This is a genomic window from Pseudomonas sp. S2_H10, assembly GCF_054668285.1.
This window is the reverse complement of record NZ_CP162754.1, coordinates 3,301,451-3,321,966: the sequence shown is the minus strand read 5'-3', so window position 1 is coordinate 3,321,966 and position 20,516 is coordinate 3,301,451. Positions and strand designations below refer to the sequence as shown.

General features: G+C 60.7%; 19 protein-coding genes. 5 read left to right on the top strand and 14 right to left on the bottom strand.

The window, feature by feature from the left end; translation table 11 throughout:
* Positions 1-475 precede the first annotated feature (475 nt).
* On the top strand, positions 476-724 hold the full coding sequence (locus tag AB4O16_RS14880) for a DUF6124 family protein (protein ID WP_110660892.1): 249 nt from the start codon (positions 476-478) through the stop codon (positions 722-724).
* Positions 725-914: 190 nt separating this feature from the next.
* Here AB4O16_RS14880 and ilvD read toward each other — a convergent pair whose 3' ends face one another.
* The 4 genes from ilvD to AB4O16_RS14860 form a co-directional block, all read right to left on the bottom strand.
* Complete coding sequence (gene ilvD, locus AB4O16_RS14875) at positions 915-2,756, bottom strand: dihydroxy-acid dehydratase (protein WP_460158009.1); 1,842 nt, start codon at positions 2,754-2,756, stop codon at positions 915-917.
* Between the two features lie 362 nt (positions 2,757-3,118).
* On the bottom strand, positions 3,119-3,577 hold the full coding sequence (locus tag AB4O16_RS14870) for an REP-associated tyrosine transposase (protein WP_160386146.1): 459 nt from the start codon (positions 3,575-3,577) through the stop codon (positions 3,119-3,121).
* A gap of 193 nt (positions 3,578-3,770) precedes the next feature.
* The gene (locus tag AB4O16_RS14865; RefSeq protein ID WP_460158008.1) at positions 3,771-4,967 is read right to left on the bottom strand and encodes an MFS transporter; all 1,197 of its coding nucleotides are present in this window, start codon (positions 4,965-4,967) and stop codon (positions 3,771-3,773) included.
* A gap of 237 nt (positions 4,968-5,204) precedes the next feature.
* Complete coding sequence (locus tag AB4O16_RS14860; protein ID WP_103395796.1) at positions 5,205-6,401, bottom strand: class I SAM-dependent rRNA methyltransferase; 1,197 nt, start codon at positions 6,399-6,401, stop codon at positions 5,205-5,207.
* Between the two features lie 153 nt (positions 6,402-6,554).
* Between AB4O16_RS14860 and AB4O16_RS14855 the strand changes: the two genes are divergently transcribed.
* Both AB4O16_RS14855 and mutM read left to right on the top strand, forming a co-directional pair.
* Positions 6,555-7,424: an HDOD domain-containing protein gene (locus AB4O16_RS14855; protein ID WP_460158007.1), complete on the top strand. Its 870-nt coding sequence runs from the start codon at positions 6,555-6,557 to the stop codon at positions 7,422-7,424.
* 42 nt (positions 7,425-7,466) lie between these two features.
* A complete protein-coding gene (gene mutM, locus AB4O16_RS14850) occupies positions 7,467-8,279 on the top strand; it encodes a bifunctional DNA-formamidopyrimidine glycosylase/DNA-(apurinic or apyrimidinic site) lyase (RefSeq protein WP_460158006.1) in 813 nt (270 codons plus the stop codon).
* Positions 8,280-8,402: 123 nt separating this feature from the next.
* Here mutM and AB4O16_RS14845 read toward each other — a convergent pair whose 3' ends face one another.
* From AB4O16_RS14845 to AB4O16_RS14825, 5 genes are all read right to left on the bottom strand, one after another.
* Positions 8,403-8,654, bottom strand: a complete 252-nt coding sequence (locus AB4O16_RS14845) for a YfhL family 4Fe-4S dicluster ferredoxin (protein ID WP_003195146.1) — start codon at positions 8,652-8,654, stop codon at positions 8,403-8,405.
* A gap of 182 nt (positions 8,655-8,836) precedes the next feature.
* Entirely contained in the window at positions 8,837-9,316 is a 480-nt protein-coding gene (gene coaD, locus AB4O16_RS14840; RefSeq protein WP_007897855.1) for a pantetheine-phosphate adenylyltransferase, read from the bottom strand.
* 115 nt (positions 9,317-9,431) lie between these two features.
* Entirely contained in the window at positions 9,432-11,027 is a 1,596-nt protein-coding gene (locus tag AB4O16_RS14835; RefSeq protein WP_160386141.1) for a GMC family oxidoreductase, read from the bottom strand.
* A gap of 92 nt (positions 11,028-11,119) precedes the next feature.
* Positions 11,120-11,665: a twin-arginine translocation pathway signal protein gene (locus tag AB4O16_RS14830; protein ID WP_460158005.1), complete on the bottom strand. Its 546-nt coding sequence runs from the start codon at positions 11,663-11,665 to the stop codon at positions 11,120-11,122.
* Positions 11,666-11,693: 28 nt separating this feature from the next.
* A complete protein-coding gene (locus AB4O16_RS14825; RefSeq protein ID WP_460158004.1) occupies positions 11,694-13,124 on the bottom strand; it encodes a coniferyl aldehyde dehydrogenase in 1,431 nt (476 codons plus the stop codon).
* A gap of 145 nt (positions 13,125-13,269) precedes the next feature.
* On the opposite strand from AB4O16_RS14825, the gene AB4O16_RS14820 reads away from it, so the two are divergent.
* Positions 13,270-13,941: a TetR/AcrR family transcriptional regulator gene (locus AB4O16_RS14820; RefSeq protein ID WP_160386138.1), complete on the top strand. Its 672-nt coding sequence runs from the start codon at positions 13,270-13,272 to the stop codon at positions 13,939-13,941.
* Between the two features lie 32 nt (positions 13,942-13,973).
* Positions 13,974-14,828 (top strand): sulfurtransferase, encoded by an 855-nt coding sequence (locus AB4O16_RS14815; protein ID WP_460158003.1) that lies wholly within the window; start codon positions 13,974-13,976, stop codon positions 14,826-14,828.
* Positions 14,829-14,967: 139 nt separating this feature from the next.
* Here the strand turns inward: AB4O16_RS14815 and AB4O16_RS14810 are convergent, their stop codons facing one another.
* From AB4O16_RS14810 to AB4O16_RS14790, 5 genes are read right to left on the bottom strand one after another with little or no spacing between them, the layout of a single operon-like run.
* On the bottom strand, positions 14,968-15,801 hold the full coding sequence (locus tag AB4O16_RS14810) for an AraC family transcriptional regulator (RefSeq protein WP_160386136.1): 834 nt from the start codon (positions 15,799-15,801) through the stop codon (positions 14,968-14,970).
* Between the two features lie 3 nt (positions 15,802-15,804).
* Entirely contained in the window at positions 15,805-16,803 is a 999-nt protein-coding gene (locus AB4O16_RS14805; RefSeq protein ID WP_160386135.1) for a hydrolase, read from the bottom strand.
* 56 nt (positions 16,804-16,859) lie between these two features.
* Positions 16,860-17,468, bottom strand: a complete 609-nt coding sequence (rsmD, locus tag AB4O16_RS14800; RefSeq protein WP_460158002.1) for a 16S rRNA (guanine(966)-N(2))-methyltransferase RsmD — start codon at positions 17,466-17,468, stop codon at positions 16,860-16,862.
* Positions 17,468-18,958 (bottom strand): M16 family metallopeptidase, encoded by a 1,491-nt coding sequence (locus AB4O16_RS14795; RefSeq protein WP_460158001.1) that lies wholly within the window; start codon positions 18,956-18,958, stop codon positions 17,468-17,470. The genes rsmD and AB4O16_RS14795 overlap by 1 nt, the downstream gene beginning before the upstream one ends.
* Positions 18,951-20,306 (bottom strand): M16 family metallopeptidase, encoded by a 1,356-nt coding sequence (locus tag AB4O16_RS14790; protein WP_460158000.1) that lies wholly within the window; start codon positions 20,304-20,306, stop codon positions 18,951-18,953. Before AB4O16_RS14790 ends, AB4O16_RS14795 begins: the two co-directional genes overlap by 8 nt.
* Positions 20,307-20,516 lie beyond the last annotated feature (210 nt).

Genomic DNA, 20,516 nt, shown 5'->3' with positions numbered 1-20,516 from the left:
CAGTTGTACCGCCATCGCGAGCAAGCTTGCTCCCACAAAGATCTCGGGTGAAGCACAGACTGTGTGAACACCGAAGATCCCCTGTGGGAGCGGGCTTGCCCGCGATGGGGCCAGTCGGTGCAATGAAAGCCTCCGCTTGAACGACATCTCCTTACAGTCGCAACCTACGCATTCTTGCGTAGCGGCCTACGACTACGCCAGAATCCGCCGGCTTGTGCGCCTTACTCCTGGAATCTACCGTCTACCTGTCACTGAGCATCAGTGATCGGGTTTGGTAGCCCGGCTGTGTAGGGTGCAAAGCATCATGATTTGCAGGCGTTCTTGCGTCTCTGCTTTTTATGGTGGTCATGCACAGGGCGCTTTCGGGCGCGCCGGTTTCCTTACACCCCGGTCTACCAACCTGCGCATGGCCGCCACCCTTCGTTTGGTAGCGAGGGTGATGGCTCCTTGTCTTATGGTGTAAGGAGTTTTATCTATGCTCAAAATTACCCCCGATCCTCCGCGCAAACCCAGCCGAACATTCGTCATCGCCCCCGGCCTCGACACCGAAACCCTGTTGGCCCACGCCTGCGAATCCCTCGCCTCGGCCAATGTCATGGCCAGCGATTTCGCCGCACTGCTGGAAGGCTCGCAACGCAGCACGATGCTGGGGATTGCGCAGGTGATCATGTTGGGCGAGCTGGCGGTGAATCAGGCGCTGGATAACCTCGACCCGCAAGACTGATCGATGTGACGCCCACTCGCCCACTGTAGGAGCGAGCCTGCTCGCGATGGTCGTTAACGATGACGCGTGCTTTCTGATTTAGCGCGGTGTCTTTGCGTTCATCGCGAGCAGGCTCGCTCCTACAGGGGGGGCAGCGTAAACAAAAATGCCCCGCACTTGGCGGGGCATTTTCATGTTCGACGGTTAACGCTTACAGCCCGTCAAGCATCGCCTTGTTACGCACAGCACCCTTGTCGGCACTGGTCGCCAGCAGGGCGTAGGCTTTCAGCGCAGTGGTCACTTTACGTGGACGCACTTCCACCGGCTTCCAGCCTTTCTTGTCCTGCTCGACCCGGCGTACAGCCAGTTCTTCGTCGCTGACCAACAGGTTGATCGAGCGGTTAGGAATGTCGATCAGTACCTTGTCGCCGTCCTGTACCAGGCCGATCGCGCCGCCGGCAGCTGCTTCAGGTGAAGCGTGGCCGATGGAAAGGCCCGAGGTGCCGCCGGAGAAGCGGCCGTCGGTGAGCAGGGCGCAGGCTTTGCCCAGGCCTTTGGATTTCAGGTACGACGTCGGGTACAGCATTTCCTGCATGCCCGGGCCGCCTTTCGGGCCTTCGTAGCGAATGATAACGATGTCGCCTTCTTTCACTTCGTCAGCGAGGATGCCGCGCACGGCGCTGTCCTGGCTTTCGAAGATCTTGGCGTTGCCTTCGAAGACGTGGATCGACTCGTCGACGCCAGCGGTTTTCACGACGCAACCGTCCAGCGCGATGTTGCCGTACAGCACGGCCAGGCCGCCTTCTTGCGAGTACGCGTGCTCGACACTGCGGATGCAGCCGTTTTCACGGTCGTCATCCAGGGTTTCCCAGCGGGTCGACTGGCTGAACGCGGTTTGCGTCGGGATGCCCGCAGGGCCAGCCTTGAAGAAGTGATGCACGGCTTCGTCGTTGGTCTGGGTGATGTCCCACTTGGCGATGGCTTCTTCCATGCTGCGGCTGTGCACGGTCGGCAGCTGGGTGTGCAGCAAACCGCCGCGGGCCAGCGAGCCGAGGATGCTGAAGATCCCGCCGGCACGGTGCACGTCTTCCATGTGGTACTTCTGGATGTTCGGCGCGACCTTGCACAGTTGCGGCACGTGACGGGACAGACGGTCGATGTCGCGCAGGTCGAAATCGATCTCGGCTTCCTGGGCAGCGGCCAGCAAGTGCAGGATGGTGTTGGTGGAACCGCCCATGGCGATGTCCAGGGTCATGGCGTTTTCGAACGCCTGGAAGTTGGCGATGTTGCGCGGCAATACCGACTCGTCGTTATCAAAGTAATAACGCTTGCACAGCTCGACGATGGTGCGGCCGGCCTGCAGGAACAGCTGCTCGCGGTCGCTGTGGGTGGCCAGGGTCGAACCGTTGCCCGGCAATGCCAGGCCCAGTGCTTCGACCAGGCAGTTCATCGAGTTGGCGGTGAACATGCCAGAGCACGAACCGCAGGTCGGGCAGGCGCTGCGCTCGTACTCGGCGACTTTCTCGTCAGAAGCGCTGGAGTCGGCGGCGATCACCATGGCGTCGACCAGGTCGAGGCCGTGGGAGGCGAGTTTGGTCTTGCCGGCTTCCATCGGGCCGCCGGAGACGAAGATCACCGGGATGTTCAGGCGCAGGGACGCCATCAGCATGCCGGGGGTGATCTTGTCGCAGTTGGAGATGCACACGATGGCGTCGGCGCAGTGGGCGTTGACCATGTACTCGACGGAGTCGGCGATGATCTCGCGGCTCGGCAGCGAATACAGCATGCCGTCGTGGCCCATGGCGATGCCGTCATCGACAGCGATGGTGTTGAATTCTTTTGCCACGCCGCCAGCGCGTTCGATTTCGCGGGCAACCAGCTGGCCCAGGTCCTTGAGGTGGACGTGGCCCGGTACGAACTGGGTGAAGGAGTTGGCAATGGCGATGATCGGCTTCTTGAAGTCGTCATCTTTCATCCCCGTGGCGCGCCACAGAGCGCGGGCACCGGCCATGTTGCGGCCGTGGGTGGATGTTTTCGAGCGGTAATCAGGCATGAAGCACTCCGGGCGGCTAATCAGGTATCAAAAGGGAAGTGAGCTTCTATTGACGTCTGGAACACTCAGAAATGGCCGCGTGTCCGGAAGTTGCCGATAACTTTGCGGGATCGCCGCGCGCTTCAGCTTGAGCTCATAAACCCGCCGGGGATGACTGGCGATGAATGTTCGCGATTCTACACGGCTGGCGGCTGGAGGGAATGGTTGCAAGCGTGGAGGCAGCATTCACAAGACGTGCGGACGCAATCCTTGTAGGAGCGAGCTCGCTCGCGATGAACCAGAAAACGCCGCGGGGTGCCTGGATGCCAACGTTATCGTTGACGACCATCGCGAGCGAGCTCGCTCCTACAGTGGGCTGCGTTTCAGAGCCAGATGGCGTCCCATAGCGGATATTTGCCGATATGGTCGACTAGCCTTGCTCGCAATGGGTTGGCAACGATGTATCGGGCCATCGCTTTCAGATCGTCCTCGCGACGCAACGCCCGGTCAAAATAACCTTTTTGCCATAGCGTCTCGTGGCAGCCTCTCACCTTGTTGATAGCGCGGGCGCTTCGAGATTTGGTGGCTTGCATCAGTTTCGGCAAATCACCGCTATGCAACTCGACCAGCCAGTGAAAGTGATCTGGCATGATCACCCAGGCAATAGAGGAGGCTTGGCCGTCCTCAGTTGCCCTCCTGAATTCGCTTACCACCCTACGACCCATATGCCAGTCCTTGAAGACGGGTTTTCGCAGGTGGGTAACAGCTGTGAGCAAATAAATCCGGCCGGTTTCCGAGCGACGGCCGGTGCGTAAGTGATGGGCATGGGGTGCGTTGGACATTCCTTGGTCCTCTTCTGCGATTGGAAGAGAAACGGTAGGTGAGGAAGGGGAGATAGGTGGTTCGACAGTAGTTCCAGATATGTCTTATGTCTGTAGGAGCGAGCTTGCTCGCGATGAACCTACAGGCGACGATGGTTACCAGAAGCGCTGCATCATCGTTGACGTTCTTCGCGAGCGAGCTCGCTCCTACAAGTCAGCGCCCGATTCTGATGTTCGTCAGCAACCCCCAAAGACTGAACACGATGTAGCTGACAGCAATGGTCATGAGCAAATTGTCTCCTGTTTGTGCGAGGGCGGCACTGCTGACGGCGGCGGTGATGAACATGATGCTATTGCCTGCGGATGCTGCCGTCCCGGCACTGTTTGAGAACAGCAACATGGCTGCGGAAATGGCGGCAGGCCGAACCAGGGTAATCGCCAGAGCACTGATCACTATCGGTATGAGCAGGGTGATGGTTGTCATCGCCTCATAACGGATGATCAACGCCAACAACACACCGGCGGCACCCAGTAATCCGAGGCCGATGTTGATTTGCAGAGAGAGGGAGATATGTTTCTGCACGGTACTGGCAACGACTCCACCCAGGAAATAGGCGACTCCATACACCATGAGTACCCACGCGTACTGGTACTCGGATAGTTTCAACTCATCCATGAAAATCAGCGGTGTCACGCTGATCAACGCGAAATAACAAGCGAACACTAACGCGGCTATCCACCAGTAGCGGATGAAGTCTCGATTTCCAACAATGGATTTCAACGTACGGATGATAGAAACGGGTGTTTTTTCCGGGAGGGCTGCCTTGGAAGGCAGTATCAGTTGGGCATGGATCAGCATGCCGAGCGCCATGAGCGCAAAACCATAAAAACTACCCTGCCAATCGAAAGTGGTTTGTAGCCAAGTGCCTAACAGCGGTGCCAGTGCAACAAAGGAACCGCTCAGCGTCATGTAATAAATGCGCACCCGGGCCCTATCCTGTTCATCGAACAAATCCTCCACCAGTGCATGACCCAACACAAAAAAACCACACCCGATGGCTTGGACTGCACGAAACGCCAGGAAGCTTGGGAAGTCCGTAGCCAGCGCGCACCCTATCGAGCCGAGCGTAGAAACGACGATGCAACCAAGAAGAACTTCCTTGCGCCCCCACCTATCCGAGAGCGGGCCGGTTATTAATTGAGAGAACGCAAAAACCAGCGTGAACAGACTGGTGGATAGGGCGATTTCTGCAGTTGAAGTGTTGAATTTCGTGGCCAGAGCAGGAAAAGATGGCAGGAGGATATTCAGCGGGAAAAAACTGATTAACGAGATATTGGTAATCAGGATAAAGCGGGAGGCCCGTTGGCGCTTCAGATCGCCACTAAGTGCTGGGTAAGAGGACTCAGACATAGTTCTTGTTTTCCGGAGTGATCAAGCGTTCATGCTTGAAACCAGAAACCGATACTAGTCTTGGACGCAGGCAATTCAATCAAAAGCGCTGTAGGAGGCTTCCTGTTTTGCTGTCGGGAACCTCTGTAGGAGCGAGCTCGCTCGCGATGGTCGTCAACGATAACGCTGGGTGCCTGACACCCAGCGGTGCTCTCAGGATCATCGCGAGCCAGCTCGCTCCTACAGTGGTTTGCGGTTTTAGCTGTTAGGCAGCAACCGGCAAGTAATGCTCTTGATGTAGCGGGTTTCAGCGATAGCAGGATGAACCGGATGATCCGGACCCTGGCCTCCACGCTCAAGCATCTGGATGTTGCGGTCCAGGTGGCGGGCGCTGGTCAGCAGGATGTTCTGCAGGTCGTCTTCCGGCAGGTGCATAGAGCACGATGCGCTGACCAGGATGCCGTCCTTGGTGAGCAGGCGCATGGCTTGTTCGTTCAGGCGGCGGTAAGCGCCTTCGCCGTTTTTCATGTCTTTCTTGCGTTTGATGAACGCCGGCGGGTCGGCCACGATCACGTCGAAGCGTTCTTCGCTGGCTTTCAGCTCTTTGAGGGCTTCGAACACGTCGCCTTCGATGCAGGTCATTTTTTCGGCGAAGCCGTTCAGCGCGGCGTTGCGCTCGACGCCGTCGAGGGCGAAAGCCGATGCGTCGACGCAGAACACTTCGCTGGCGCCGAATGCAGCGGCTTGTACGCCCCAGCCGCCGATGTAGCTGTACAGGTCGAGTACGCGTTTGCCTTTGGCATACGGTGCCAGGCGGGCGCGGTTCATGCGGTGGTCGTAGAACCAGCCGGTTTTCTGGCCCTGGATGACCGGGGCTTCGAATTTCACGCCGTTCTCTTCGAGAGCGACCCACTCCGGCACCAGGCCGAATACGGTTTCGACGTAGCGGGTGAGGCCTTCGGCGTCACGGGCGGCGGAGTCGTTCTTGAACAGGATGCCGCTTGGCTTGAGCACTTGGGTCAGCGCCGCGATCACGTCATCTTTATGGGCTTCCATGGTCGCCGAAGCGATCTGCACCACCAGGATGTCGCCGAAACGGTCGACCACCAGGCCTGGCAGCAGGTCGGAATCGCCGTAGACCAGGCGGTAGAACGGCTTGTCGAACAGACGATCGCGCAGGGACAGGGCCACGTTCAGGCGGTGCACCAACAGCGATTTGTCCAGCGGCAGCTTGATGTCGCGCGACAGCACACGGGCGCAGATCAGGTTGTTCGGGCTCATGGCGACGATGCCCAGCGGCTTGCCGCCGGCGGCTTCGAGGATCGCCTGGTCGCCGGCCTTGAAACCGTGCAAAGGCGTCGCGGCTACATCGATTTCGTTGCTGTAGACCCACAAATGACCGTTGCGCAGACGACGGTCGGCGTTGGCTTTGAGGCGCAGGCTAGGCAGGGACATGTCGTCGCTCCGGAAAAAAGAGCGGGAGTATAGCGTGTCGGGACCCCGGATTGGCCTGCAAGTGGACATGTGGCGAGGGTTGTCTTGCGATTTGGTATGTCGGATCCAACTTTATAAAGGTTAGAATCGCTGTCTGACCCAGAGTGTGTACATATGTCCCAAGAGCTGACTTCAGAACAGATCCAACAAGCCCTGCAGGGCATCAGCGTACCGGCCCAGCCGCAAATCATGGTGGATTTGCAGATGGAGCAGTACATGCCCGACCCGGATCTGGAAGTCATCGCCAAGCTGATTTCCCAGGATCCGGGACTTTCCGGGGCTCTGCTGAAGATCGTCAATTCGCCGTATTACGGGCTGAGCAACAAGATTGCCTCGATCCAGCGCGCGGTCAATCTGCTGGGCAGCCGCTCGGTCATCAACCTGATCAACGCGCAGTCGATCAAGGGCGAGATGAATGACGACACTATCGTCACCCTGAACCGTTTCTGGGACACCGCTCAGGACGTGGCCATGACCTGCCTGACCCTGGCCAAGCGCATCGGCATTGAAAATGGTGACGAAGCGTACGCTCTGGGCCTGTTCCACGACTGCGGCGTGCCCTTGATGCTCCAGCGTTTTCCCGACTACATGGGCGTTCTGGAGCAGGCCTATGCCAACGCCAGTGCCGAATGCCGGGTGGTGGATACGGAGAACCAGGTGTTCAATACCAACCACTCGGTGGTCGGCTATTACACGGCCAAGTCGTGGCGCCTGCCGGAACACGTAAGCGCGGCGATCGCCAATCACCACAATGCGTTGGCGATTTTCAGCGATGAGTCTTCGCGCAACAGTTTATTGAAGAACCTGTTGGCGATCCTGAAGATGGCCGAGCACATTTGCGCGTCGTACCGGGTGCTGGGCAACCAGACCGAAGATCACGAGTGGAACAGCATCGCGGCGCTGGTGCTCGATTATGTCGGCCTCTCGGACTACGACTTCGAGACCCTCAAGCAGACGATCCGCGACCTCGGCACTCATCGCTGAGTGTCGGAACTTTCCAGGCCATTAGCCTGATCCGAGAGCACCATGCCTGAATTGCCAGAAGTCGAAACCACCCGTCGCGGCATCGCGCCGCACCTGGAGGGCCAGCGTGTCAGCCGGGTGATCGTGCGTGACCGGCGTTTGCGCTGGCCGATTCCCGAAGACCTCGATGTGCGCCTGTCCGGGCAGCGCATCGTGTTGGTGGAGCGGCGCGCCAAGTACCTGCTGATCAACGCCGAAGTCGGCACCTTGATCAGCCATTTGGGCATGTCGGGCAATTTGCGACTGGTGGAGGCCGGGTTGCCGGCGGCCAAGCATGAGCATGTGGACATCGAACTGGAGTCGGGCCTGGCCCTGCGTTACACCGACCCGCGCCGTTTCGGCGCGATGCTCTGGAGTCTCGACCCGCTCAATCATGAGTTGCTGATCCGCCTGGGGCCTGAGCCGCTGACCGACCTGTTCGACGGCGAGCGCCTGTTCCAGCAGTCCCGGGGCCGTTCGATGGCGGTCAAACCGTTCATCATGGACAACGCGGTGGTGGTGGGCGTCGGCAATATCTATGCGACCGAAGCGTTGTTCGCCGCCGGGATCGACCCACGCCGCGAAGCCGGGAGCATTTCCCGTGCGCGGTATTTGAAACTGGCGATCGAGATCAAGCGCATCCTGGCGGCTGCCATCGAGCGCGGCGGTACCACGCTGCGGGACTTTATCGGTGGCGACGGTCAGCCTGGTTATTTCCAGCAGGAACTGTTCGTGTACGGCCGCGGTGGCGAACACTGCAAGGTCTGTGGCACGGGGCTGCGGGAAGTAAAGCTTGGGCAGCGCGCCAGCGTTTTCTGCCCGCGTTGTCAGAGCTGAAAGTCAGTTAGATCTTCGGTGAGGCTGATGACGTCATCGCGAGCAAGCCCGCTCCCACAGGATTTATGCGGTCCTTGTGGGAGCGGGCTTGCCCGCGATGGCGGTTGAACAGGTGTTGGAAGCTCAAGCCTTGCCGGTAATCTTGCGGTACTTCTCCATCAACTGTTCTTCAGTCTCCGGATGAGCTTCGTCCAGTGGAATGCAATCCACCGGGCAGACCTGCTGGCACTGCGGTTCGTCGTAGTGGCCGACGCACTGGGTGCACAGGTTCGGGTCGATCACGTAGATCTCTTCGCCTTGGGAAATGGCGGCGTTCGGGCACTCGGGTTCGCAGACGTCGCAGTTGATGCAATCGTCGGTGATGATCAGGGACATGCTAACTCCAGCCGGGGCGGCAAGCCCGGGCGCAATAAACCAATGCACACAATTGTGCCGCATTGGCGGGCGCTATGCACGCGGGCGCGACGTTCTGTAGGAGCCGGCTTGCTGGCGATGGCGGTGTGTCAGGTGCACCGCGTTGTATTGATCGCCAGCAAGCCGGCTCCTACAGTCGTGTATTACTTCTTGAATCGAAGTGTCAGGGCATCCGCCACCGCAGGGTGCACGAACTTGGTGATATCGCCGCCCAGGGCTGCAATTTCACGGACCAGTGTCGAGGAAATGAACGAGTAGCGCTCGGACGGGGTCAGGAACAGGCTTTCCACGTCCGGTGCCAGCTGGCGGTTCATGTTGGCCAGCTGGAATTCGTATTCGAAGTCCGACACCGCGCGCAAACCACGCAGGAACACGTTGGCATTCTTCTCTTTGGCGAAGTGCGCCAACAGCGTCGAGAAACCGACGACTTCAACGTTCGGCAGATGCTTGGTGACCTCGCGCGCCAGTTCTACCCGTTGTTCCAGAGGAAACAGCGGGTTTTTCTTGGGGCTCGCGGCGACGGCGATGATCACGTGATCGAACAGGCGCGAGGCGCGTTCGACCAGATCGCCATGGCCCTTGGTAATAGGGTCGAAGGTACCTGGGTACAACACTCGGTTCATCGCGTCGTCCTGGCGGGAATCCGTTGGGGAGTCGGATGGTATCGCAGCCTTCCCGGTCGGCCAAGTCGCCTGTTGGGTAAGAAAGCACTATAGACGATGGGAATAATCGTCATTTTCACGGGTTTTTTAAACGCTCGGCCAGTGAGGTCGCCAATTGCGCCGTCAGTCCGTAGACCGACAGCTGCGGATTGGCGCCAATGCTGGTGGGGAACAGCGAGCCGTCGTGGATCGACAGATTGCCCAGTTGATGATGCCGGCCGAGGCTGTCGGTCACCGCGTTTTTCGGGTCTTCGCCCATGGCGCAACCGCCCATCACGTGGGCGCTGCCCAGGCGTGTGCGGTACAACTCCAGGCTCAGGCCGTCGATCAGCGTGCGGGCTTCGGCGAGGGTCTTCACGTAACGGGCATCGGCGTGCATCGGCATGACAGCCTTGGCGCCACCGGCGAACTGGATCTCGGCCATGGTGTGGAACGCCCGGCGCAAGCCATCCCAGGCGTAAGGCGAGAGCTGGTAATCCAGCACCGGCGTGTCGTCGCTGCGCAATTCGACGCTGCCACCGGGGCTGTCCGGGTGAAAGCCGTCGCGCAGCAACGCCAGCATGGCGTGGGTATGCGGCAGATTGGCCATATGTTGCGAGTTCTCCTGGCCGAAACCGCCGAGCAATGTCGTGGCCAGCGCCGGATGCAACGGCGGGACTTCCAGTTTGAAGGACATCTTGCCGGTGGTGCCGTCCTGCCATTGGAAATGGTCGGAATAGATCGACTGCGGCGCGCCGTAGAAGGGGTTGACCACTTCGTCGAACAACGCCGCAGACATGTTCACCGGGTGCAGGAACGTGCGCTTTCCAAGGCGCTTGTGCGGGTCGGGTGCAGCGGAGCGCATCAGCAAGGCGGGGCTGTTGATGCCGCCACCGGCGAGCACGTAATGCCGCGCCTTGACCGTGATGGTGCGCCCGGTCGGTGCAACGCAGCGTTCATCCATCGCCGAACATTGCAGGCCGCTGACCTTGTCGCCGCTGATCATGAGTTTTTCGGCGCGGGCCAGGTAAAGCAGCTCGCCGCCTTTTTCCAGAGTGGCCGGAATGGTGGTGACCATCATCGACTGCTTGGCGTTGGTCGGGCAGCCCATGCCGCAGTAGCCGAGGTTCCAGCAGCCGCGTACGTTGCGCGGGATGACGTGCCAGCTGTAACCCAGTTCCTGGCAGCCCTTGCGGATCACGTCATTGTTGGCGTTGGGCGGCACCATCCACGGCGCGACGCCCAGGCGCTGCTCCATTTTCTCGAACCACGGCGCCATTTCCGCCGGGCTGTGGCCCTTGACGTTGTGTTCTTTGGCCCAGTGTTCCAGGGTCGGCTCCGGGGTGCGGAAACTGGAGGTCCAGTTGATCAGCGTGGTGCCGCCCACCGCCCGGCCTTGCAGGATGGTGATGGCGCCGTCCTTGCTCATGCGGCCGATGCCTTCCTGATAAAGGCTGGCGTAGGCTTGGTCTTCGAGCATCTTGAAGTCGCTGCTGGTCTTGAGCGGGCCTTCTTCGATCAGCAGCACCTTGTAGCCGGCCGCGCTGAGGATTTCGGCGGTGGTGCCGCCGCCGGCACCGCTGCCGATGATCGCCACGTCCGCTTCGAGTGTCAGGTCCTGGGTCAGTTGTGAGCCGTTGTAGGTTTTCCAGCCTCGGGCCATGCCTTCGCGGAACGGATCGGGTACGGGCATCTTTCAGGTTCTCTTTATTATTTTGGATGCGGTGGTGAGGCAACTGACGCCATCGCGGGCAAGCCACGCTCCCACAGGATTTGTGCAGAGCTTTAGACAGTGGGCGGCCCGGGATACCCGCAATGTGCCCACGATTCCTTGCGCCCGTACCAGGCCATCATCACCAGTTGCAGCAAGGAGCTGTGGCCCATGCGCAACAGGCTCAACGAGCTGTTTTCCCAGCGATCGAGGAAATGCCGGATATCGTCGGCGCTGGCGTTTTCCCAGCTGCCCCAGATTCCGGTCAGCGGTCCGCGAGTCACGGCCATGCCCAGCACATCGAACAGTTGTTGGGTCAGCTTGAGCATTTCCGGCGACAGGTGGGCGAGGTTGTAATCCAGGCTTTTCAGCGTGCCGTCGACAGCCTCGGGCATCCGTTCGGAAGTCACGGCACCCTCGAGCATGACCGGGAGCAACGCCCGCAAAAACAGCAGGTCGCCGCTGCGCAGTGTGACGAAACCGCTTGCCGGGACGCTCGCCGAACAGCCGCTGAGGTTGGCGCCCAATCCGGCAGTGGCGAGAAAGGCGCTGGCGCCGAGGCTGAATTTAAGCAGCCCGCGCCGTGACAGCGCGGGTGTATCGGACAGACTGGGATTCATTATTGTTATTACCCGGCGATGATGATCGTTAGCGAATGAACAGCTTCTGGATCAGTTTCTGAATCGATTTGCCATACGGCGGGTAAATCAGTTTCGCCGCATTGAACCGTTGTTTGATCAGCACGCCCTTGGCTTTGCTGAAAGTAAGGAACCCTTCGTGGCCGTGGTAATGGCCCATGCCCGAGGCGCCGATGCCGCCGAACGGCATGTCGTCCTGGGCGACGTGCAGCAACGTGTCGTTCAGGCACACGCCACCGGAATGGGTTTCGTGCAGCACGCGCTGTTGTTCGCGCTTGTCGTAGCCGAAGTAGTACAGCGCCAGTGGGCGAGGGCGCTGGTTGATGTAGGCAAATGCCTGTTCCAGATCCTTGTACGGCACGATCGGCAGCAGGGGCCCGAAGATCTCGTCCTGCATCACCGTCATGTCGTCGGTGACATTGAGCAGCAGGCTATGGCCCATGCGACGGCCCTGACTCTGGTCGAACAGCGGCATCAGCAGCGCACCCTTGCTGGTGGCGTCGCTGATGTAGCCGTTGAGGCGCGCCAGTTGTCGTTCATTGATGATCGCCGTGTAGTCCGGGTTGTCGGCCAGCGTCGGATAAAACCCGCGGACGGCAGTGCGGTAGGCTTCGACGAAAGCACCGACGCGATCCTCCGGCACCAATACATAGTCCGGGGCCACGCAGGTCTGGCCGGCGTTCAGGGTCTTGCCGAAGGCGATGCGCTCGGCGGCATCCTTGAGCGGTACGTCGTGAGAGACGATGGCCGGGGATTTGCCGCCGAGTTCCAGGGTGACCGGAGTCAAATTCTCTGCGGCGGCGCGCATCACGTGTTTGCCGATGCTGGTGGCGCCGGTGAACAGCAGGTGATCGAACGGCAGGCGTGAGAACGCCACGCCCATGTCCGCCTCGCCCAGAATCACGCAAACCAAGTCTTCGGGGAAGATTTTCGCCAGCAGTTGTTTCATCAGCAGGCCGGTGGCAGGCGTCGACTCACTGAGCTTGAGCATCACCCGATTGCCCGCCGACAGCGCGCCGACCAACGGACCGATGGCCAGGTACAGCGGGTAGTTCCACGGCACGATGACCCCGACCACGCCCAGCGGTTGGTAAACGACTTTGGCCGAAGCCGGCTGGAAGGCTGCGCCCACCTTGCGTCGCGAGGCTCGCATCCAGCCCTTTAGATGTTTGCTGGCGTAATGGATGCCATGCAGGCTGGGCATCAGTTCGGCGAGCAGGGTTTCATCGGCGCTGCGATTACTGAAGTCCTGGCTGATCGCATCGATCAGGGCCTGGCGTTCGCTGTTCAATAAATCCTTCAACGCCTTGAGCCATTGCTGGCGCTGCGCAGCGGGTGGCATCGGGTTGGCGGCGTAGGCGGCACGCTGGGCGTCGAACAATGCCTGAAGCTCTTCCAGCGGCTGCTGTAGGTTTTGCAGGTAGGAAATATCAGCAGTCATGGTCGGCTCCGGATTTATTGTAATGAAGTACTTTTTAGAGTCTATGCTCTAGAAAGTCAAATGACATCCTGGAACAGCTTTGTTTTATCCGCTCGCGGATAGATCTAAGATGCCCGTCAACGCACTCTGAATTTAAGCCCAAGCCATGGCCCCACGGATCAAAACCAGCGAGCGCATCGTGCAGAACAGCCTGGAGCTGTTCAATCAACTGGGCGAGCGCAGCATCAGTACCAACCACATTGCTGCCCATATGGAAATTTCCCCGGGCAACCTGTACTACCACTTCCCTAACAAGCAGGCGATCATCGCCGTATTGTTCAGCGAGTACGAAAGCCTGGTGGACAGCTTCCTGCGCCCGCCCCAGGGCCGCGCCGCTACGGTGGAAGACAAGCGCTTCTACCTCAAGGAGTTGCTGGCGGCGATGTGGCGCTATCGGTTTCTGCATCGCGATCTCGAACATTTGCTCGACAGCGACCCGGACCTGGCCGATCGCTATCGACGCTTTTCCCAGCGCAGCCTGATCCACGGAGCAGCCATCTACGAAGGTTTTGTCGCCGCCGGCATCCTGAAAATGGACAAGGTGCAGATCGAATCCCTGACCCTCAATGCATGGATCATCCTTACGTCCTGGGTGCGCTTCCTGTGCACCACGCGGGAGAACTCCAGCCACCTCAGCGAGCAGGCCATCAAGCGCGGGGTGTACCAGGTTCTGGTGCTGGAATCCGGTTTCGTCACGGATGAGGCCCGCGATGCGGTCAACGCCTTGTTCGAAGAGTTTTACGTGCCCCTGGCCCAGGCGCTGGAAGAAGTACAGTAGGATCAAGACCGACATAATCACAGGAGCCCGCTATGCCCATTGCGCAACTGATCAGCCCGCAAGCACTGGACCTGAAAAAGGACCAGCCGGGGCTGGTGATTCTGGATTGCCGTTTTGCCCTCGAAGACCCGGACTACGGTCAGCGCAACTATGCCGAAGGGCACATTGCCGGTTCGAGTTATGCCGACCTCGAGCGTGATTTGAGCGGCGGGGTGGTCAAGGGCGTGACCGGGCGTCATCCATTGCCGGAGCCGTCGCAGTTGATCGAACGCCTGCAAGCCTGGGGCGTCAACGCCGATAGCGAAGTAGTGCTATATGACGACGGTCCGGGAGCCTATGCGGCGCGTGCCTGGTGGTTGCTGGCCTGGCTGGGCAAGCGCGATGGCGTATTCATCTTGGACGGCGGGCTCAAGGCCTGGCACGCGGCCGGTTTGCCGCTGAGCCTGGATGCGCCTGCGATCCCTCGTGGTTCCTTCACCGGCAAGCCGGACATGGCGCTGCTGATCAGTGCCGAGAAATTGCAAAAGCGCCTCTCCCGACCGGAACTGACCCTGCTCGATGCCCGCGCACTGCCGCGTTTCAAGGGCGAAGTGGAGCCGATCGATCCGATTGCCGGGCACATCCCCGGCGCTCAATGTGCGGCGTTTACCGACAACCTTGGCAGTGACGGGCGTTTTCTGCCGGCCGATATGCTCAAGCAGCGTTTTGCCGCCAAACTGGGTGATCGTTCGCCGAATGATCTGGTGGCGTACTGCGGTTCCGGTGTGACCGCGTGCCACAACCTGTTTGCGTTGTGTCTGGCCGGTTATCCGTTGGGTTCGTTGTATGCCGGTTCATGGAGCGAGTGGATCAACGAGCCTGCGCGAGGCGTCGCCACCGGCGAGTAAACACCACGAAAATATTGTGGGAGCGAGCTTGCTCGCGATGGGGCCATTACATTCAATATTGATGTTGATTGTTGATCCGCCATCGCGAGCAAGCTCGCTCCCACAGGGATGGATGGTGTTTGTGAAACCTCGTTAAACCTCAAGTTCCTGCTTTAGCGGTGCGATACGCCCCCGGCCCAACGCCATACACCTGCTTGAACTGCCGGCTCAGATGACTCTGGTCGGCAAATCCCAACTGCATGGCGACTTCCAGCGGCAGACAACCACTTTGCAGCAACGCCCTGGCCCGGGCGATGCGCTGTTGCATCAGCCAGGTGTGCGGCGGCATGCCCGTGGCGCGGCGGAACACTCGGGCAAAGTGGAACGGCGAGAGGTTGACCGCCGTCGCCAGTTCTTCCAGCGAGGGAGGGGCCGCCAGTTGTGCATGGAGCAGATCCTTGGCCAGGCTTACGGCCCGGTGCTCCTTGCCGGGTTTACCGGCATCTGGCACCGCGGCATGCCGCTGCAACAGCGACAGCACCAATTCGCGCCAGACCGTTTGTTGCTGCAAGGCGGTGGCGGGGCTCTCCAGCAGTCGATGGAGTTGGCAGAAGCCGTTCACCAGATCCTGGTCGCGATACAGCGTCGCACCGAAGGCCGGCAGGTGGTGAGTGGGCAGTTCGAGTTCGGCCAGCAGCGAGGTGATCTGCCCGCTGTCCGGATAAAACGCCCGGTACAGCCAGCCATCCTCGGTGCCTTTGTGCCCGGTGTGCAATTCATCGGGGTTGATCAGCACCAGCGTGCCGCTGCCTGCCAGGTGTTCGGCGCCGCGATAGCGATAACGCTGGGCACCGGCCATGATCATGCCGATCACATAGCCGTCATGCACATGGGGGGCGAAACGGTGATCGATGTAGCGTGCGGACAACAACTCGACCCCGGCCAGTGGCGGGGTTTGCCAGAAGTGGATCGACTCGCCCTGATCAGCGTCCATGACTCAAGCGCGCCCTGTGGCGGCCAGCCACTCGGGGATGCGTCGCTCCAGGTAGTAACCCGGTTGCCTGAGCGTGCCGTCGACGAAGCCGACGTGCCCACCCTTGGCTTGCAGCTCGAACTGCGTACAGGCGGACAACTCATCGACGTGCGGCAGGCTGTGGGGAAACACGAAGGGGTCGTCGGCAGCCTGGATCATCAGGGTCGGTGTACGAATTTCGCCAAGGAAATAGCGGCTTGAGGCTCGGCGATAGTAGTCCTGGGCATCGGCGAAGCCGTGCAGTGGCGCGGTGACGCGGCCGTCGAAATCCCAGAACGTGCGCATGTTTTCCAGTGATCCGAGGGCCGTCAGGGCTGCCAGGCCCTCTTCGCGTCCGTCGTGCTGGAACTGTCGCTGCTTGTTCTTGATGTAGGCGACCATCTCGCGCATGAAATGCGCCTGGTAAATTTTCGAGAAGCCCTGGCCGATGCGATCGGCGCACTGGTCCAGGCGGAACGGCACCGACACCGCCACGGCAGCCATCACGCCGCTGTCGCTGCCAGTCTCGCCCAAATGCTTGAGCAGGACATTACCGCCCAGGGAGTAACCCACCGCATACAGTGGCGCGAGAGGCCGTTTGGCGCGCAAATGCCGGATGGTTTCGGCCAGGTCTTCGCTGGCGCCGGAATGGTAGCTGCGTGGCAACAGGTTGGGCTCGCCCGAACAGCCGCGCCAGTTCAGCGCGACGCTGGCCCAGCCCCGGTCACCCAATGCCTTTTGCATGCCGGCCACGTACGGCGAATTCGACGAACCGGTGAGCCCGTGCAACACCAGTACCAAGGGCGCATCGGCGCTGTGCGGACCGTGCCAGTCGAGGTCGAGAAAATCGCCATCTTCAAGCCACAGGCGTTCGCGCTCGCGGCCGATGTGCACGGTTTTACGCCACAGCGGCCCCCACAAGGTTTGCAAGTGCGGGTTGCCAAGGCCTGGGGCGGGGGTGAAGCGTTCTGGCGGATGGGGCACGTTCTTTCTCGATGCAGCGGTGCGTAGCGGGTACGCACCTTTTTCAGGCCGTTCGATTAACCGGCGATCTCTGCCATACGTTGCCACAACGAGTAGTAGACGCGCCCGGATTTCTGCTCGCGATGCAGGCGCCAGTTCTGCGGCAGGCCCAGGGTCGAAGGCGCGGACTCGCTTTCGGTGTACACCCAGGCATCTTCGGCCAGCCATTGGCGCTCTTCGAGCAACTTGCAAACGGCGGGCAGCAGGTTCTGGTTGAACGGCGGATCGAGGAACACCAGGTCGTAGGCCGTTGCGGTCTGGGTTTCCAGATAGCGCAGGGCGTCGGCGGTCTGGACCTGGCCGTTGGTGCAACGCAGCGTACCCAGGTGCTCCTTCAGGCTGGATACCGCAATGCTGCTGGCATCCAGCGCCTGGCCCATGGATGCGCCACGGGACAAGGCTTCGAGGAACAGCGCGCCGCTGCCGGTGAACGGGTCGAGGACCTTGGCGCCCGGCACGTACGGCGCGAGCCAGTTGAACAGGGTTTCACGCACACGGTCGGGCGTCGGGCGCAGGCCCGGGGCGTCGGGGAAGCTCAGTTTGCGGCTGCGCCATTCGCCGCCGATGATGCGCAGTTGGTTCACGCCGTTGTGGACGTTTTTGGCGGGTTTTTTAGGATGGGCCATTAGTGCTCCGGAACCCCGAGCGGCTGCTCGGAAGGTTTATCAGTAGGGGCCGGTAACGGCTTTTGCGGCACGGTCGGGCCAGCGCTGACGATGACCATCTTGTCCGTGCTCAGGTGTTTGTTCATGGCGGCTTTGACCTGTTCGACGGTCAGGGCCTGGGACTGCTGCATGAAGTCTTCCAGGTGGCTCAGCGGCAGGTTGTAGAAGCCGATGGCGCCCAGTTGGCCGACGATATCGGCGTTGCTGGCGGTGGACAGCGGGAAGCTGCCGGCCAGTTCGCGCTTGGCGTCGTCGAGTTCTTTTTCGGTCGGGCCGGTCTTAAGGTAGTCGGCGAGCACGTCCTGCACCAGTTTCAGGGTGCCTTCGCTCATCTCGGCACGGGTCTGCAGGTTGATCATGAACGGGCCGCGCGCCTGCATCGGGGTGAAGCCCGAATACACGCCGTAAGTCAGGCCACGCTTCTCGCGCACTTCGCTCATCAGGCGGGTACCGAAGCCGCCGCCACCGAGAATCTGGTTACCCATGGACAATGCCGCGTAGTCCGGGTCGTCGCGGTCGATGCCCAATTGCGCGAGCATCAGGTTGGTCTGTTTGGACGGGAACTCGATGTGGCCGACGCTGGCCTTGGGTTCGACCGGTTGCGCGATCTTCGGCAAGGCTGGGCCTTTGGGCAGGGCGTTGGAAACCTGCGCAGCAATGGCTTCTGCTTCTGCGCGGGACAGGTCGCCGACCAGTGCGATGACCACGTTGCCGGCTGCGTAGGCTTTCTGGTGGAACGCACGCAGTTGTGCCGCGGTGATCGCCGGTACGCTTTTCGCCGTGCCGTCGCTGGAATGCGCGTACGGGTGATCACCGTACAGGCGGCTCATCAGTTCCAGGCTCGCCAGTTTGCCGGGGTTCTGTTTCTGGTATTCGAAACCGGCGAGCATCTGGTTCTTGATGCGATCCAGCGAGTCGGCAGGGAAGGTCGGCTTGCCGATGACCTCGGCGAACAGCTGCAGGGCCGGTTCGCGCTTGTCCCCGGCACTGAGGCTGCGCAGCGAAGCGATGGCCATGTCCTTGTAAGCGCCGTTGCCGAAATCGGCACCCAGGCCCTCGAAGCCCTGGGCAATGGCGCCGACGTCCTTGCCGGCCACGCCTTCGTTGAGCATGGCGTTGGTCAGCAATGCCAGGCCCGGTGCATCGCCGTCCTGGCTGCTGCCGGCGGCGAAGATCAGGCGCATGTCGAACATCGGCAGCTCATGGGCTTCGACGAACAGCACCTTGGTGCCTTCGGCGGTGTTCCAGGTCTGCACGTCCAGCTTGCGGTGGTTCGGCGCCTTGCCGTTGAGTTCTGCCAGCGATTGCAGTTTCTGGCTGGCCTTGGCCTTGTCCAGGGCTTCGCTGGCATTGGTTTCGCCAGAGCGCGACAAATAGAACGCGGCAGAGCCGATCACGGCAACGGCGACCAGGCCGATCAGGGCCAGGCGGGATTGTTTACGCTCACTCATGAGTCGTCTCCAGAGGCAATACATGGGCGATGCTGAGACGTTCGCGGGTGAAATACAGCTTGGCGGCTTTCTGGATGTCTTGCGGGGTCACGCTTTCCAGGTCGGCCAGTTCGGTGTCCATCAACTGCCATGACAGGCCGACGGTTTCCAGTTGGCCGATGGCGGTGGCCTGGCTGGTGATCGAGTCGCGCTCGTAGACCAGTCCGGCGATGACTTGTGCGCGGACCCGTTCGAGTTCTTCGGCCGTCGGCGCAGTGGTTTTCAGTTGCTCGAGCAGCTTCCACAAACCGGCTTCGGCCTGGGCGATGGTCTTGTGCTTCTGCGAGTTGGGTGCTGCCGACAGGGTAAAGAGGCTGTCGCCACGGGTATAGGCGTCGTAACTCGACGAGCCGCCGGACACCAGTTCTTCTCCGCGCTCCAGTTGCGTCGGGATGCGTCCGCTGTAGCCGCCGTCGAGCAGCGCCGAGATCAGGCGCAGGGCATTGACCAGGCGTTTGTCGTCGGCGGTGGCAATGCTCGGCACGTTGAAGGCCAGCATCAGGCTGGGCAACTGGGTCTGCACATGCAGGGTGATCTGGCGCTCGCCCGGTTCGGCCAGCTCCAGCGGTTTTTTCGCGGCCGGCACTTCACGCCTGGCGATCGGGCCGAAGTAACGCTGGGCCAGGGCTTTGACTTCGTCAGGCGTCACGTCACCGACCACCACCAGCGTGGCGTTGTTGGGCACGTACCAGGTCTGGTACCAGTGGCGCAGTTCTTCGACTTTCATCCGCTCAAGGTCGGCCATCCAGCCGATGGTCGGCGTGTGATAGCCACTGGCCGGGTAGGCCATGGCCTTGAAGCGTTCGTAGGCCTTGGACATCGGCTTGTCGTCGGTACGCAGGCGGCGTTCTTCCTTGATGACCTCGATTTCCTTGGTGAACTCGTCGGCCGGCAGGCGCAGGCTGGCCATACGGTCGGCTTCCAGTTCGAAGGCTACGCCCAGGCGGTCGCGGGCCAGCACCTGGTAGTAGGCAGTGAAGTCGTCGCTGGTGAATGCGTTCTCTTCGGCACCGAGGTCGCGCAGGATCAGCGAGGCTTCGCCGGGACCAACCTTCTCGCTGCCCTTGAACATCATGTGTTCCAAGGCGTGGGACAGGCCGGTATTGCCCGGCGTCTCGTAGCTGGAGCCGACCTTGTACCAGACTTGGGAGACCACCACGGGTGCACGGTGGTCTTCACGCACGACCACCTTCAGACCGTTGTCGAGGGTGAATTCGTGGGTGGGTTGCGGGTCGGCAGCCAGGGCCGAAAGGGGCAGGCAAACTGTGCTGAGCAGCAGGCCTGCGGCGCGGCGGGCAAGAGCATTCATTCGTTTTCAAACCTTTGGGGCTGCCCGCTTGTTCTTAGCGTCAGCGGGCGAGAGGGTGCTAGGATACTGATCCGTTTTACTGGCGGCCACGCCTATCAGGCCTTTGACCGGCCTGTGGGTTGCATGGGTTACCGGCAGAAACTTTGAGTTTGTCAGCTAAACTCTGCGTTTTCGCCGACGATGCCGTTCCAGTCCTTCGTATTAGTCGAC

Excerpts from the sequence above, each read along its gene's own strand:
- AB4O16_RS14880 (WP_110660892.1), top strand. The coding sequence starts at position 476 with ATGCTCAAAATTACCCCCGATCCTCCGCGCAAACCCAGCCGAACATTC.
- ilvD (WP_460158009.1), bottom strand. The coding sequence starts at position 2,756 with ATGCCTGATTACCGCTCGAAAACATCCACCCACGGCCGCAACATGGCC.
- AB4O16_RS14870 (WP_160386146.1), bottom strand. The coding sequence starts at position 3,577 with ATGTCCAACGCACCCCATGCCCATCACTTACGCACCGGCCGTCGCTCG.
- AB4O16_RS14865 (WP_460158008.1), bottom strand. The coding sequence starts at position 4,967 with ATGTCTGAGTCCTCTTACCCAGCACTTAGTGGCGATCTGAAGCGCCAA.
- AB4O16_RS14860 (WP_103395796.1), bottom strand. The coding sequence starts at position 6,401 with ATGTCCCTGCCTAGCCTGCGCCTCAAAGCCAACGCCGACCGTCGTCTG.
- AB4O16_RS14855 (WP_460158007.1), top strand. The coding sequence starts at position 6,555 with ATGTCCCAAGAGCTGACTTCAGAACAGATCCAACAAGCCCTGCAGGGC.
- mutM (WP_460158006.1), top strand. The coding sequence starts at position 7,467 with ATGCCTGAATTGCCAGAAGTCGAAACCACCCGTCGCGGCATCGCGCCG.
- AB4O16_RS14845 (WP_003195146.1), bottom strand. The coding sequence starts at position 8,654 with ATGTCCCTGATCATCACCGACGATTGCATCAACTGCGACGTCTGCGAA.
- coaD (WP_007897855.1), bottom strand. The coding sequence starts at position 9,316 with ATGAACCGAGTGTTGTACCCAGGTACCTTCGACCCTATTACCAAGGGC.
- AB4O16_RS14835 (WP_160386141.1), bottom strand. The coding sequence starts at position 11,027 with ATGCCCGTACCCGATCCGTTCCGCGAAGGCATGGCCCGAGGCTGGAAA.
- AB4O16_RS14830 (WP_460158005.1), bottom strand. The coding sequence starts at position 11,665 with ATGAATCCCAGTCTGTCCGATACACCCGCGCTGTCACGGCGCGGGCTG.
- AB4O16_RS14825 (WP_460158004.1), bottom strand. The coding sequence starts at position 13,124 with ATGACTGCTGATATTTCCTACCTGCAAAACCTACAGCAGCCGCTGGAA.
- AB4O16_RS14820 (WP_160386138.1), top strand. The coding sequence starts at position 13,270 with ATGGCCCCACGGATCAAAACCAGCGAGCGCATCGTGCAGAACAGCCTG.
- AB4O16_RS14815 (WP_460158003.1), top strand. The coding sequence starts at position 13,974 with ATGCCCATTGCGCAACTGATCAGCCCGCAAGCACTGGACCTGAAAAAG.
- AB4O16_RS14810 (WP_160386136.1), bottom strand. The coding sequence starts at position 15,801 with ATGGACGCTGATCAGGGCGAGTCGATCCACTTCTGGCAAACCCCGCCA.
- rsmD (WP_460158002.1), bottom strand. The coding sequence starts at position 17,468 with ATGGCCCATCCTAAAAAACCCGCCAAAAACGTCCACAACGGCGTGAAC.
- AB4O16_RS14795 (WP_460158001.1), bottom strand. The coding sequence starts at position 18,958 with ATGAGTGAGCGTAAACAATCCCGCCTGGCCCTGATCGGCCTGGTCGCC.
- AB4O16_RS14790 (WP_460158000.1), bottom strand. The coding sequence starts at position 20,306 with ATGAATGCTCTTGCCCGCCGCGCCGCAGGCCTGCTGCTCAGCACAGTT.